Raw genomic sequence first — 13948 nt, forward strand, 5'->3', positions numbered from 1 at the left:
TGGAGGAAACGTCATGAAAAATAAGGCATCCCTCTGTTCTTTGCTGCTTATCTTGCTTGCAGCTTTTTCGTTTACACCGACGATTGTTACCGGCCAAACCACCCTGGCTGCTTGGGATTTCACTGGCAAAGGAGGAGAAAGCTCTGTCGATGCCTCGGTTTTCTCTGGCGTTTCTGCTGTTGCCGCTGTTGGTGGCGGCTTAACGCCGGTCGGTGATTTGAACAATGGCTTGGTTGGACGAAATCAAACCAAAACAACCCTTGCCGAAGCAATCGCTGCGGATCAATACATCTCCTTTACCCTGACACCAGAAGAGGAACAAAGCATCACTATAACAGCTGTTAAAATCAGACCAGTGAGTCAAAACGAAACGCGCAGCTTTGCCTTGTTCTCCAGCCTGAAGCCATTTGCCCTAGGCAATCAGCTTACGGAGTTTACCTCGTCAGGAATTCATCAGCCGCTGCATGTAATTAAAACTGAAAAAAGCTATACGATCTCCCTGAAAGGAATCACGGTAGTTGGCAGTAAAAGTAGCATGGCCGCTCTTACTGCTCCGCTGGAATTCCGTCTTTATATTTATGGCCATACCGACGAATGGGAATCCGTCGGCATTGGTGAGCGGCTGCCTGGCTTAGATGAAAAAGACCTCATCGTACTTGGCTCAGTGAGTGGCCCAGATCTGCAAGCTCCAAGCGCACCAACCAATCTCGCTTCCTCGTCAATTTCCTCAACTGGCTTTAAATTGAGCTGGACTGCTTCCACAGACAATGTTGGCGTGGTTGCCTATGAAGTTTTTGCCGATGGCATTCCCAAGGGTAAAACAGCGAACACCTTCATGCAGCTTAGTGGCTTAACGCCCGCAACTACGTATGCCATGACTGTGAAGGCCAGCGATGCCGCCAGCAATGTTTCCGAAGCTAGTGCGCCGCTGAATGTCACGACTTCTGAACCAGGGACACATCCCAACAGCAATTCCCGGATGGGGATCAATCTTAGCGGCCTGAGAGATTATTCTGACGAGCAGCCTTTTAAAGATCTGTTCAAGTCTGCCCGGCCTTGGCTTGTAGATGCCATTCCTAACCAACTCCATCCAGCCCAGCTCTCGTATGATGCCAATGGTTGGATCACCTCGCTGAATGGAGCCGCCAACGCCCGCGCTTATCTGATGATCAGTGACAATCCAGCTGAGGTCTATGAAATGGGTCAATATGTGCTGTTGTATGAAGGGCAAGGTACTATCGCTTTTGAAGGACCTGGTGTGTCTTTTGTCAGCGAGACCCCAGGCAGGATAGTCTATAACGTCACTTCCCAGCCAGGCAACCGCTCAATCAATATTACTGCCACAACTGCGAATAATTATCTCCGCAACATCCGGCTCCTGCCTTTGGAATACGAAACAAACTATCAGGACAACCCGTGGCGGCCTTATATCTTGGAGCGTTGGAACAAATTTAAAACCCTCCGCTTCATGGACTGGATGCTCACGAACCATTCCACCCAGGTTAATTGGTCAGATCGGACAACACCCACCTGGTACACCTACAACACCTATGGGAATGATCAGAACGGCACGGAGATTCCGACTAAAAGCGGCATTCCCCTCGAGCTAATCGTCGATCTCTGCAATCGGCTTCATGCAGATGCGTGGATCAACGTGCCGCACATGGCTTCTAATACCTACGTCACCAATATGGCTACTCTCCTGAGAGACAACCTCAACCCTGATTTGAAAATATATATCGAGTATTCCAACGAATGCTGGAACTATATTTTTGAACAGACCTGGTACTGCTTGGAAAACGGCAAAGCTACCTATCCTGAACTGGTTGGGGTTGATGAATTCCGGGCGCAACTCCAGTGGTATTCGCTTCGTTCAGTGGAGATCTTCAATATCTTCGAGACGGTCTTTGGCGGAACCGCTCGTTTGGTCAGAACATTGGGTGCGCAGCAAGGCAATCCAGGCACGCCAGAGGTAATCTTGGAACACGGCGATGCAATGAACAAGGCCGACGCAGTGGCCATCGCTCCTTATTTCGGCCATGAGTATGCTTGCGACAAATATCAGCAGGTCAAGTCGTCCACCCTCGCCCAATTCTTCAACGACATCAAGACAGTTTCCCTGCCCTTGTCTTGGGTCAACACTGAAGCGTGTATTAACTACATCAAATCAAAAGGCAAGCTGGTTGTGGCCTATGAAGGGGGGCAGCATTTCACTGGTGGGGTCTGCGAGGACAATACAAACACCTTTGACGACATTGCCTTAAACCAGAAATTCCTTGATGCTAACCTCAACTCGGAGATGGCTGAGGTCTATACCCTGGATCTCAACAAATGGAAGGATCTGGGTGGCGATATGTACTGTGCTTTCTCGGCTACAGGGAATTACAGCAAATACGGTTACTGGGGTATTTTGCTCTCACCGAAGCAGAATCCGCTCGATGCGCCTAAATATCAGGCAATCACGCAGTGGATTGACGACAATCCCCAGTAAACCGACTTGAAGCTGGCTGCGCCCAGCAACGATCCGGTTGTTGCTGGGTGCAAAGGAGTTCCTGCCGAGCTAAGAAGAGTTGTTGTTGAGCAGAAGAATGTTTTGGCCGAGTAACAACCTTCTGCTGCTTGGCAACAACCTTCTCTAGCCGAGCTAGAACCTTTTGTTGTTAAGCCAAAGAAGGTTATAGCTCAACAACAACCTTCTTTTGCCGAGCCACAACATTTTGTTGTCAAGCAAGAGAATGTTGCGGCCAAGCAAGAACCTTTTGTTACCGAGCCAAAACCTTCTCTTTTTGCGCAGAAACGAGTTGTAACCAACTTGGAACCGTGTCGCTCTCCCCTCCCACCTTCCTGTTTTTTTCTGGGCTTTTTTTGAGCTAATCAGTTTTAATGGGCGCAGCAGATTCGCGCGTTACGCGCTTGAGTATTTTCTTGGGTTAAGGAGATTGAATGATGGGACAAACAGTTGCAGAGAAGATCATCGCCGCGCACTTGGTTGAGGGCGAGCTAAAAAAGGGCGCGGAGATAGGTATCCGCATTGATCAGACGCTTACGCAGGATGCTACGGGCACGATGGCCTATTTGGAGTTCGAGGCCATCGGTATTCCGCGCGTGCGCACCGAGTTGTCGGTCAGCTACGTGGATCACAACATGCTGCAATCGGATTACAAGAACGCCGACGACCATGTTTTCCTGCAAGGCACGGCCCGCAAATTCGGCCTACACTACTCGCCGCCCGGCAACGGCATCTGCCATCAGGTGCATTTGGAACGCTTCGGCATTCCGGGGAAAACGTTGCTCGGTTCAGACTCGCACACCCCGACTGGCGGCGGTTTGGGAATGCTGGCCATCGGTGCGGGCGGGCTTGATGTGGCCATGGCTATGGCAGGCAAGCCTTTTTACCTGCTCATGCCGAAGATTTACGGCATTAAACTGACTGGCAAGCTGCGGCCTTGGGTAGCAGCCCGCGATGTACTGCTGGAAGTACTGCGGCAACTCACGGTCAAGGGAGGTGTAGGCTATATCATGGAGTATTTCGGCCCTGGTGTGGCGGAATTAAGCCTGACTGACCGAGCCACCATCACCAATTTCGGCGCAGAACTGGGGGCAACCACCTCAGTCTTCCCTTCTGACGAGCAAACACGCAAGTATCTGGCAGCGCAAGGCCGAGTCGAGCAGTGGCAAGAACTGCGCGCAGACGCAGACACGGAATATGACAAGGTATTGGAGATTGATCTCTCCTCTTTAGAGCCTATGATCGCCTGTCCATCCTCTCCAGACAACGTGGTCAAGGTAGCCGAGGTGGCTGGCAAGCCTGTGGCCCAGGTGCTGATCGGCTCCTGCACCAATTCCTCCCTGCGCGACTTAACCGCAGTCGCCAAAATCATGGCCGACCAGGTTGTGCATCGAGATGTCAGCTTTGAGGTCAACCCTGGCAGCCGTCAGGCCCTGGAAAATCTGGTTGCCCAGGGCGGCGTACTGCCTTTGCTCAAGGCTGGCGCGCGGATCCACCAGTCTGGCTGCCTTGGTTGCATTGGTATGGGCCAAGCACCACCCACTGGCATGATCTCGTTGCGGACTTTCTCCCGTAATTTCCCGGGTCGCTCTGGTAATCAGGGGGATTTAGTCTATTTATGCAGCCCAGAAGTCGCTGCGGCCTCAGCCATCAAAGGTGTGATCACGGATCCGCGCGAGTTAGGCGAATATCCGGCCTTTACTTTGCCGGAAACTTATCTGCCGGGCGACGAACGCATTGAACCGCCCCTGCCAGAAGCGGAAAGCGCGAAGGTGGAGATCGTGCGCGGCCCGAATATCGCGCCTTTCCCGAACTTTGCCCTGCTGCCAGAGACCTGGCGCGGCAAGATTGTCCTCAAACTGGCCGATAACATCACCACTGATCACATCATGCCAGCAGGCGCAAAGATATTGCCCCTGCGCAGCAACATCCCGGCCATCAGCGAATACGTCTTCTCGCAGATCACCGAGGGTTTTGCCCGCGCCATGCAGGAGACGATGGCCGAAGGCTTCGCTGGCGCGGTGGTTGGCGGCGATAACTACGGCCAAGGTTCCAGCCGCGAACACGCTGCTCTGGCTCCGCGCTACCTTGGTGTGCAGGTGAAGTTAGTGAAGAGCTTTGCCCGCATCCATAAGGCGAATTTGATCAACTTTGGCATCGTGCCGCTCACCTTTGCAGATCCAGCAGACTACGACCGCATCGAGCAGGGCGCGGAAATGGTCATTCCTAACATCCGCGCAGCCATCCTCAGCGGCGCAGAAATGCTGACCGTGGAGATTGGTGGGACGAAAGTGCAGGCCCGCTGCGAGTTATCCCAGCGACATCGGGAGATTATCGCGGCTGGCGGTTTGCTCAACTGGGCAAGATAGAAGGCCCGCAAGGGAAGACTCGGCAGGGAGTAAAAAAATAATATTTCTCGTTAAATATTGAATTGCCCCTGCTGGGCACGGCAAGCCGCAGACCAGCGGCCTCTTCTTGAGAAAAGCAGAAAAAACGCTGCATTGTCTGTAAAGAAAATTGTATTCATCCTGGGCAATCTTGCCGGGTAGGGTGATGTCGTCTGCGGCTCAACTGCATGATTTCACTGCTAGGTATTTTACTTAATCAGTCTGTTGCAAAACTGGCACAGCTCTTGCATATACCAAGGTGTTCTTCATCTCTTCTTTTTTTGGCCGACTCTTCCTTCACTGGGAGAGTCGGTTTTTTTATTGGGAGCCGTTCTGCTCCTTTTCCACTCCCCTGAAATCTGTGGCCGCTCTCTTGCACAACCTGGGTCGTTCTTGTACAGTGATTCTTTGCTTGAGAGATAAAAACGCGTCTCGTTTTGCTCCCAGAAAAAGGCGCGGGCATTTGAGAGAAGTATGGAATTTCCTCTCTTACAGTCAGATTATTTCAGGAGAACTTTGATGGACATCGAGAAACTGCTGGGCAAGCTGCTCCAAGAAGCAATGGGTTCTGGTTCCAGCCAATTTCAGAAAGGGCATAAACAACCTGGTGGCTATCGCCAGGAAAGCACAGGCGCAGGTTCGCTACTTGGCAGCCTGACCAATCAGCTCAGTTCCGGTAAAGGCTTAATGACCGCCATTGGTCTCGGCGTTGGTGCCTATGAAATCTTCCGCAGCAGCGGTCAGCAGCAATCAGCACCAGCACAAAACTGGGGCGGCTCTGTGCCCTCTGCGGCAACGCCTCCTCCTCCCCCGCCACTACCTGCTTCCGGCCCAGTTTCTGTCGCGCCAACAGTCTCACCAGTCGCTGCGCCCTCAGGCAACAATCAGGAATTGGCCTGCCGACTGATCCGGGTGATGATTGGCGCGGCTCATGCGGATGGCACACTGGATGCTGAGGAGGAAAAAAATATCCTCGACCGCCTGCGTGGCGCAGAGCTGTCGCAGGAAGAGAAAATGTTCCTCCTGGAAGAGCTGCATCATCCCCGCAGCATCGCTGAATTGACCGAAGGCATCGGTGAGCTCCGGCTGGCCCAGACCTTATATGCGGTTGCCCTGTCCGCGATCACGCTTGACACCGAGAGCGAACGCCGCTGGCTGGATGAGTTGGGCGCGGCACTGGGGCTGAGTGCGGAAATCCGCCGTTTCATCGAAGAAACGCGGTAACGCAACCGAGAAACACTACAGCCAGCCGCAGACGGAAACGACTGGCAAGGGAGATGCGCGATGAGCGAGGTGCCTTGGAAGGAAAAATTGCTTGTGCCAGTCGTGTCTATCGTGCTGACTGGCGTAGTGGGTTCGGGTTTAACCGTGCTGTTCAATCATTTAGATTGGAAATCTCGGACCAAATTTGAGGCGGACAAAATAGCCATTGAGAACCGGCGCACGGAAATCAAAAAGATCATGGCCCTCTGCCAGCAGCGGTTCTTTTTATCGAACATGATCTACAAATATGCCGATGAAAGCGACTATGAGTCGGTCAAGAATCTGGATGCTGAATATACCAAGGTAGTCAGAGACTGGAACTTCAACCTGCACATCAACCGCTTGCTGCTGGAACAGATTTTCAGCCCCAGTGTGGCAGAGCAATTCTGTGATGAAGACATCCTGAAAGGCGATGTAAAGAACAGCGCATCCGTCCACAGCCGCTTCTATCTCCTGGGCAAGGAGGTTGGCTATGTCCTCAAGCAGATCAAACGCAATGAAAAGCCGATCAACCTGGTTGAATGCCACAACAAGCTGAAAGACGTGGGCACTGCGCTGGAAGATTTCTATCGCAACATCATTGCCTATTATTAGCACCAGCCCCCTTCCCTTTTCTGATCGAGACCTATGTGCGGCATTGCCTTTCTTTTTGACGAGCACCTTTCTGCTGACGAACATCAGGCCAGAATGCAGGCCGCCTTGCAGGCCATGCAGCATCGTGGCCCAGATGACCACGGTCTCTGGCAAGGACAAGGCGTGAGCAGCGGCCATCGCCGCCTGTCGATCATTGATCAAGCAGGCAGCATCCAACCCATGCTCAGTCCAGATGGCCGCTACATCCTCAGCTTCAACGGTGAAATCTACAATTACCAAGAACTGCGGCCTGATTTGCAGACCCACTGGCAGTTTCACACGCATGGCGACACGGAGGTCTTACTGGCTGGGCTGATCAGATTCGGTACCGCCTTTATTGACCGAATGGAAGGCATGTGGGCCTTTGCCCTGTGGGATAAGCAGGAGCAACGCCTGCTCCTTTGCCGCGACCGCATGGGTAAGAAGCCGCTCTATTATCAGACGAGCGGCAGTTTTCTCGCTTGTGCCTCAGAACTGCCCGCCCTGAAGCGACTTGCCCAGCAATCTTGGGCAGAAGATTTGGCGGCCAGCGCGGATTTTTTCCGGCATGGCTACTATTTGCCCGGCAGCACCGCCTATCAAAACGTGTGCGAGTTGCTGCCCGGCCATGTGATCGAGTGGGCACCCGGTAAAAACTGCGTTGAACAGCCGTATTGGTCGCTGCAAATTCGCACTTTTCAAGGGAGCAAAGAAGACGCAGTGGCAGAGCTGCGGAGCAAGCTGATTCGGGCAGTGAAGCGGCGGATGGTGGCGGATGTGGAGGTCGGGGCCTTTCTTTCTGGCGGGGTTGATTCCTCGTTGGTGGTCGCCATTATGTGCGCCGAGCTGGGCGTACATCCCAAAACCTTCACCATCGGCTTTCAGGAGCGGTCTTACGATGAGCGCGAGTTTGCCGAGCAGATTGCCAAGCAGCGCGGCACTGATCACCACGTGCGGGTCTTGGAAAGCTGGGATCGGGCGCAGCTGACCAGCCTGATTCTCCACAATGTGGGCCAGCCTTTTGCCGATTCCTCGCTCCTGCCCACCTTTATGGTCTCGCAGCTCGCCGCCTCCAAAGTGAAAGTGGCCCTGTCTGGCGACGGTGGCGACGAGTTGTTCAGCGGGTATCAGCGGTATCAGGCCCGCGCCATTCTCCGTTGGTACCTGCATTTGCCCAAGACCTTGCGGCGCAGCGCGGAAAAGCTCATTCGTAGCCTGCCAGAGCCAATGGCTCATCATAGCCGCTCAATCATCAAAAAAGCGCATCTCTTACAAGATATTATCAACCGGATTGAGGACGAAACCCCCTACTTTGCGCCGGTGCTGTATCCGCACGAACAGTATGCCAGCCTCTTTCCCAGCCTAATTGGCCAGGGCAAAGCCTTGCCTAACCTGCCCAGACAAGAGAACAGCGACGACATCCAGCAGATGATGTATGCCGATGCCTTGATTTATTTGCCGCAAGATATTTTGGTCAAGGTAGATCGGGCTTCAATGGGCTGTTCTTTGGAAACCCGCGCCCCTTTTCTTGATCGCGACGTGGTTGAACTGGCTTTTTCCCTGCCGCGCCACTGGCACCGCTCAGGTTTCAGCGGTAAAAAGATGCTGCGCCAGGCTTTTAGCGACCTTTTGCCCGCTAATATCTGGAATCGGCGCAAGCAGGGCTTTGGCGTGCCGATTCACGACTGGTTCCGCAAAGAATTGGGCCAGGAATTTGAGGAATTATTGGCCAAAGACAGCGGCCCCATCAACCCAGCAGAAGCCCTCAACCTCCTGCGCCAGCATCGCCAGGGCGAGCGCGATCATGGCTACCGACTTTGGTCGCTCTATATCTACTTGTTGTGGAAGAGCAGCGGGTTGTGAGAGGAAAGGCAGGAAATACGCAACGAGAGCAACTCGATTGCCAAGGAGTTTTAGTCGGCCAGAGAGGAGTTCTGCCGAGTAAGAAAGGAGTTTGGCTCGGCAACAAAAGGTTCTTGCTTGGCCAAAGAGGAGTCTTGCCGAGTAGCAAAGGAGTTTTGTTGAGTCGAACTCCTTTCCAAGTAAGCAACAAAGGAGTTCGGCTTGGCCAGAAAGGAGTTTGGCCGACTGGCAAAGGAGTTTTGCTTGGCAGAACTCCTCTCCTGTTAAGCCGCAAAGGAGTTTTGGCGAGCCAGATTTGATGAATAAACGCCCTTTCTCCTCCATCAGTAAGATCTCCTTCTCTTCATCGAGAACCGGGCGGATTAAATCCCGAACACATAAGCCTTTTTATAACTATACGTACTTATCGGAGGAATCATGGCGAAAATTCAGGTGAAAAAACCTGTGGTGGAGATTGATGGCGACGAGATGACCCGGATTATCTGGGCCTTTATCAAAGACAAACTGATCCTGCCCTATCTTGATGTGGATCTGCATTACTACGACCTCTCTATCCAGAAGCGTGACGAGACCAGCGACCAGATCACGGTGGATGCAGCCCAAGCGATCAAGCAGCATGGCGTGGGTGTAAAGTGTGCCACGATCACTCCAGACGAGGCCAGGGTCAAGGAATTCAGTCTCAAGGAGATGTGGAAGTCGCCCAACGGCACTATCCGCAATATCATCGGCGGCACAGTCTTTCGCCAGCCGATTATCTGCCAGAACATCCCGCGCTTAGTACCTGGCTGGACAAAACCCATCGTGATTGGCCGCCATGCGTTTGGCGATCAGTACCGTGCCACCGATTTCCTCGTACCTGGCGCGGGTAAATTGACGATGCGCTTCGAGCCTGCCGACGGTAGCCAGGCAGTGGAATACAAAGTCTTCGATTTCCCCGGAAGTGGCTGCGCTCTGGGGATGTATAACTTGGATGAGTCGATCCGGGGATTCGCTCGCTCCTGCATGAACTACGGCTTGACTCTAGGTTGGCCGGTGTATCTCTCGACCAAAAACACCATTCTCAAGAAATACGACGGTCGCTTCAAGGATATCTTCCAGCAAGTCTTTGCGCAGGAGTTTAGCGACCGCTTTGCCAAGGCTGGTATCACCTATGAACATCGTTTGATCGACGATATGGTCGCTGCGGCCTTGAAATGGGAGGGTGGTTTTGTCTGGGCGTGCAAGAATTACGACGGCGACGTGCAGTCAGACACCGTGGCGCAGGGCTTTGGCTCGCTGGGCTTGATGACTTCGGTGCTGATGACCGAAGACGGCCAGACTATTGAGGCTGAGGCCGCACATGGCACCGTTACCCGCCACTATCGCGAGCATCAGAAGGGCAATAAAACCTCCACCAACCCGATTGCCTCCATCTTTGCCTGGACACGCGGCCTGTATTACCGGGGCAAATTCGATGCCACCCCGGAGGTGATGCGTTTTGCCGAGACTTTGGAGCGGGTCTGCGTGGAAACGGTGGAATCCGGCTTCATGACCAAGGATTTGGCCCTGCTGATCAGCAAAGACCAGCCCTGGCTCACCACCGAAGAGTTCCTCAACAAGCTCGCCGCGAACCTGCGACTGGCCATGCACTGAGTTCTCATGCAGACAGCCCTGCACGCACTGCTGGAGGCTGTCTCTGCGCTGCTTTTCCCGGCCCGTTGTTTGGGCTGCGAAAAGCAGCTCGGCCTTTGCCGCCCGCCTCTACTCTGCAAGGACTGCCAGGCCAAGCTGTGCGTAATCGTTTCACCGCTGTGTTCCTGCTGTGGCTTGCCTTTTGCTTCCGGCGCAGATCGTCTCTGCCTGACTTGCCAGCAGCAACCTTTCGCCTTTAACCAGGCGCGCTCCCTTTTTGTCTATCAAGAGCCTGTTAGCTCGCTGCTCCTGCAACTCAAATTCGGGAACAGCCTGGCTGGACTGAGCACCTTGGCCGCTTTAGTGGAACCGGCTGACCTTGCGACTGTCTTCCATGCGCCTGATCTGCTTGTGCCAGTCCCTCTCCACCTCAGTCGCCTGCGTTGGCGCGGTTTTAATCAATCATTGCTCTTAGCCAAGACCTGTTTTCCGGTTTGGCAGAAGAAAATTCAGCCTGATTTGCTCCAACGACATCGAGTCACTGTGCCGCAAACCCAGCTGAATGGCGCAGAACGGCGGTGCAACCTGCTTGGAGCCTTCAGTCTGCGTGATCCACAGGCCGTTAAAGGCAGGCGCGTCCTGTTGGTGGATGATGTTTTCACGACTGGCTCAACTCTGCGCGAATGCGCTGAGGTTTTGGCCGCAGCTGGAGCCGCTGGAATCGAGGCCTTTACACTAGCCAGGACAGTGCACTGAAGAAAAAACGCTCGCAACAAGCGGCCAGAGCTATTCAACCGACCGCTTGGCAAGGCTTCAGATAGGACGAACTGTTGGACAGTCAGATTGAGGCAGGATATCCAGGTCTGCTGTCTCTTCAGCAGGTTTAATGACGTGATACAGACGGCAGAAACCGCTGCGCCGAGAGGAATGCACTTCAGCAACAAACAGGCCATTTTCTTTTACTGGCAGAATACGGATCTGCAGATTGGCATCAAGCCCGTTTTGCCCTTTAGACTCCAGTTGAACGCGCTCTACTCCTGCGAGAAAAGCCTGTTCAGCGGTTTTGCCATAGGCTTTTAGGTCGCAAGCCTCAGTTGAAATAGATGAGATGAAAAGAACAGCGAAGAACACGAATAAGGCGGCGAGTGAATGCTTCATGGCTTTGCCCTCTGTGTAATTTTTTAATCAGTAAAACAGGCTCTCGACGAGCTTGAATAATAACTATTCCTAAAATTAAGAGTAGAGCAAATTTTTAGCAGAGTCAAATTTTTCCTGGAGGAAATATTTAACCGTGGAACCGTAGTCTGCATTGTCGTAAATGAAGAAAATGTCAAGATGATATTCCACCTATTGCTGTAAATATGAAGTAGACTCTTAACAGGCTGTTTTCAAGAAGAATACGGAGAAGGCAGAGAGGAAATCCACTGGTAAACAAAGGGTTCTTGCCGACTAACAAAGAAGTTTGGCCGACTTAGCAAGGAGTTTTACTCGCCAGGAGAGGAGTTTGGCCAAGCCGGAAAGGAGTTGCAGTCGGCAGAAGAGGAGTTTGGCCGACTTGCAAAGGAGTTTTGTTTGGCCGGAAAGGAGTTGAACTCGGCAAGAACCTTTTGTTGCCGAGCAACAACCTTCTCTTGTCGAGCCGGAAAGGAGTTTGGCTTGGCCACAAAGGAGTGCAAGCTCCTTTGAGTCCTTGGCAAACAGGTAGAGATCCTTTGCCAGGAGCTTTTCTTTTTGTTCAAGGAGAGAAAATTACGGCCCTGGCTTGCTGGCAAATTTCTCTGCTTGGGCCTGATAGTAGGCTCGGTTGGTTGGATCAATTTCTGCGGCCTTGCCAGCGGTTTGCACCGCCTCGTCTTGCTTCCCAACCGCCCATAACGCTTCAGCCAGCGTGTCGAGAATATAGCCCTTCTCCTCCACATTGACCGCTGCCTGGGCCAGCTGCAAGGCTCTCGCCGGATCACGCAGGCGTTGGTCTTTGGCGGTGAGTAACAGCCAGGCCAGATTGTTGGCCGTCTCTGCGGCTTTGGGTTCTGCTTGCAAGGCAAGTTGATAGGCAGCCAAGGCCTTTTTTTCTTCCCCTTTTTCAAAGAGCAAATCCGCCCGCAACTTGAGCAGCTCGCTGCTGCCGGGCTTTTCCCGCAGCTTTTTTTCGATCCAAACCTCCTTCTGCTGCATCTGCGCGCGATGGTGGAGCTGATCTGTGTCTAAGGGCGGCAGCAGCCAGACCGCAAGACCGATGCCAAGGAAATAAGCGAGCAGACAACGGCGCACTTTTTGGTCGTGTTGTTCGGCTAAATGGGGATCGCTTGCGCAGCGGGCCAGGAAATCCATCCGTTCACCAATGCCAAAATGATGCCAATTCTTTTGCTCCCGCTTGATGCCGGTCAGACTGGCGATTTTATCGAATGCCCGGAACAATGGCCAGCTGCTGCCTTGCGCTCGAAAGGCGTGAACATCAGCTTGGCGCTCAAAATTGCGGATGAACCAGCCAAAAAGGAAGCGGAAATAGAGCAGAAACAGGGTGAGCATCGCTGCTCCGAACAAATATTCCCGCAAACGCTCGGCACTCATCTCAGACCAGAGCAGCAATTGCCAGAACCAGCTGCTGCCGAGAAGCAAGGCCAGCAGCGGTTTGGTCAGAGCCTCGGCTAACAGGCTAAAGCCGAAGAGGAGAACAAGATAGAGCAGGAGATGGCCGTTTTTCACATGACCAATTTCGTGCGCGAGTACAGACTCCAGCTCTTCCTGATCCAACGCAGCGAGCAAGGCTGGGGTGAGCAGGATATAGCGGAATTTTGGCGTAATTCCCATCACCGCCGCAGTCAGAGCGCGGCCTTCCAACAGCGGCCAACTCAGGATTTGGGCGGAGAAGTGCTGGCTGCGACAGAAGGTTTCGATCATTTCTTGCTGCGGCCCTGGCTCCAGCGGGGTGCAATTCCACAATTTGCTGATCAAAGGCGGGAAAAGCAGCGCGAGAAAGAAGAGCGAAAGGAGAAAAAATAGCACTTCACCCCAGGCTGAGGCCAGCATCTGCTGCACAGCCGGAAAGGGCAGCAAACGGAGGAGGTCAAAGGTCAGTGACAGCACCAACCAAGGCAGGACCAGCGACAGATTATTCCGCAAACTGGCAACGGCAAACTCGGCAACTGAGCGGCGACCGCCAAAAAGCAGCTGGTAGCCGGGTCTGGCGCGCAGCCAGATCAGCAGGAGAAAGAGGAAAAAGAGAAGCAGGCCGCCCAAATGCGCCAAAGTGGGCAGGGCATTGTTCCAGGATAATGGCTGGAGGTAGTATTTGAGGTCTAAGGCCAGCACGGAACCGATGAAGAGCAGCACTGCGAGCAGCAACAGCCTGCTTTCTGCGGCAAAATAGGCGGCTGTCCCGCCTCGACGAAAAGCAGCTTGGAACTGCTGGCGTGCCAGCTGGTAAAAGGCGAGCAGGGTCAGGGCAAACAGCGGCAAAGGCAGCCAAGCTGGCAGCCAAGGCTCTGCTGGGGCAGGCGCAGCGGAGAGGACAAAGATCACCGCCAGAAAATAAAGCAGATTACTGTAACCCATTATGAGTCGTAGATACCGTCTTGCCTGTCAAGAGGAAAGACCTCCTGCCAGGCAAGACGGCGGATAATTTGGCTGGTAAGGAAGGCGTGTTTTCAGCACGCCGAAGCAGAGATGAACGAGCTTGCGCATGGCGGCGCAGAGAGCGGAC

General features: G+C 53.4%; 10 protein-coding genes. 8 read left to right on the top strand and 2 right to left on the bottom strand.

The window, feature by feature from the left end; genetic code table 11:
- Window positions 1-13 precede the first annotated feature (13 nt).
- From ACNKIB_RS11755 to ACNKIB_RS11785, 7 genes are all read left to right on the top strand, one after another.
- The gene (locus tag ACNKIB_RS11755; RefSeq protein ID WP_417910752.1) at window positions 14-2491 is read left to right on the top strand and encodes a fibronectin type III domain-containing protein; all 2478 of its coding nucleotides are present in this window, start codon (window positions 14-16) and stop codon (window positions 2489-2491) included.
- Window positions 2492-2946: 455 nt separating this feature from the next.
- The gene (locus tag ACNKIB_RS11760; protein ID WP_417910762.1) at window positions 2947-4878 is read left to right on the top strand and encodes an aconitate hydratase; all 1932 of its coding nucleotides are present in this window, start codon (window positions 2947-2949) and stop codon (window positions 4876-4878) included.
- A gap of 537 nt (window positions 4879-5415) precedes the next feature.
- Window positions 5416-6120 (top strand): DUF533 domain-containing protein, encoded by a 705-nt coding sequence (locus ACNKIB_RS11765; RefSeq protein WP_417910753.1) that lies wholly within the window; start codon window positions 5416-5418, stop codon window positions 6118-6120.
- A 60-nt stretch (window positions 6121-6180) separates the two neighbouring features.
- A complete protein-coding gene (locus ACNKIB_RS11770; protein ID WP_417910754.1) occupies window positions 6181-6753 on the top strand; it encodes a hypothetical protein in 573 nt (190 codons plus the stop codon).
- A gap of 33 nt (window positions 6754-6786) precedes the next feature.
- Window positions 6787-8634, top strand: a complete 1848-nt coding sequence (gene asnB / locus ACNKIB_RS11775) for an asparagine synthase (glutamine-hydrolyzing) (protein WP_417910755.1) — start codon at window positions 6787-6789, stop codon at window positions 8632-8634.
- 417 nt (window positions 8635-9051) lie between these two features.
- Window positions 9052-10266, top strand: a complete 1215-nt coding sequence (locus ACNKIB_RS11780) for an NADP-dependent isocitrate dehydrogenase (RefSeq protein WP_417910756.1) — start codon at window positions 9052-9054, stop codon at window positions 10264-10266.
- Between the two features lie 6 nt (window positions 10267-10272).
- The gene (locus ACNKIB_RS11785) at window positions 10273-11001 is read left to right on the top strand and encodes a ComF family protein (RefSeq protein WP_417910757.1); all 729 of its coding nucleotides are present in this window, start codon (window positions 10273-10275) and stop codon (window positions 10999-11001) included.
- A gap of 57 nt (window positions 11002-11058) precedes the next feature.
- Here the strand turns inward: ACNKIB_RS11785 and ACNKIB_RS11790 are convergent, their stop codons facing one another.
- Complete coding sequence (locus tag ACNKIB_RS11790; protein WP_417910758.1) at window positions 11059-11403, bottom strand: hypothetical protein; 345 nt, start codon at window positions 11401-11403, stop codon at window positions 11059-11061.
- Between the two features lie 366 nt (window positions 11404-11769).
- Between ACNKIB_RS11790 and ACNKIB_RS11795 the strand changes: the two genes are divergently transcribed.
- Window positions 11770-11931, top strand: coding sequence for a hypothetical protein (locus ACNKIB_RS11795; RefSeq protein ID WP_417910759.1), 162 nt, complete (start codon window positions 11770-11772; stop codon window positions 11929-11931).
- Window positions 11932-11994: 63 nt separating this feature from the next.
- Here ACNKIB_RS11795 and ACNKIB_RS11800 read toward each other — a convergent pair whose 3' ends face one another.
- On the bottom strand, window positions 11995-13800 hold the full coding sequence (locus tag ACNKIB_RS11800) for a M48 family metalloprotease (RefSeq protein ID WP_417910760.1): 1806 nt from the start codon (window positions 13798-13800) through the stop codon (window positions 11995-11997).
- Window positions 13801-13948 lie beyond the last annotated feature (148 nt).

Source organism: Candidatus Electronema sp. PJ (genome assembly GCF_048287395.1).
GTDB lineage: Bacteria > Desulfobacterota > Desulfobulbia > Desulfobulbales > Desulfobulbaceae > Electronema.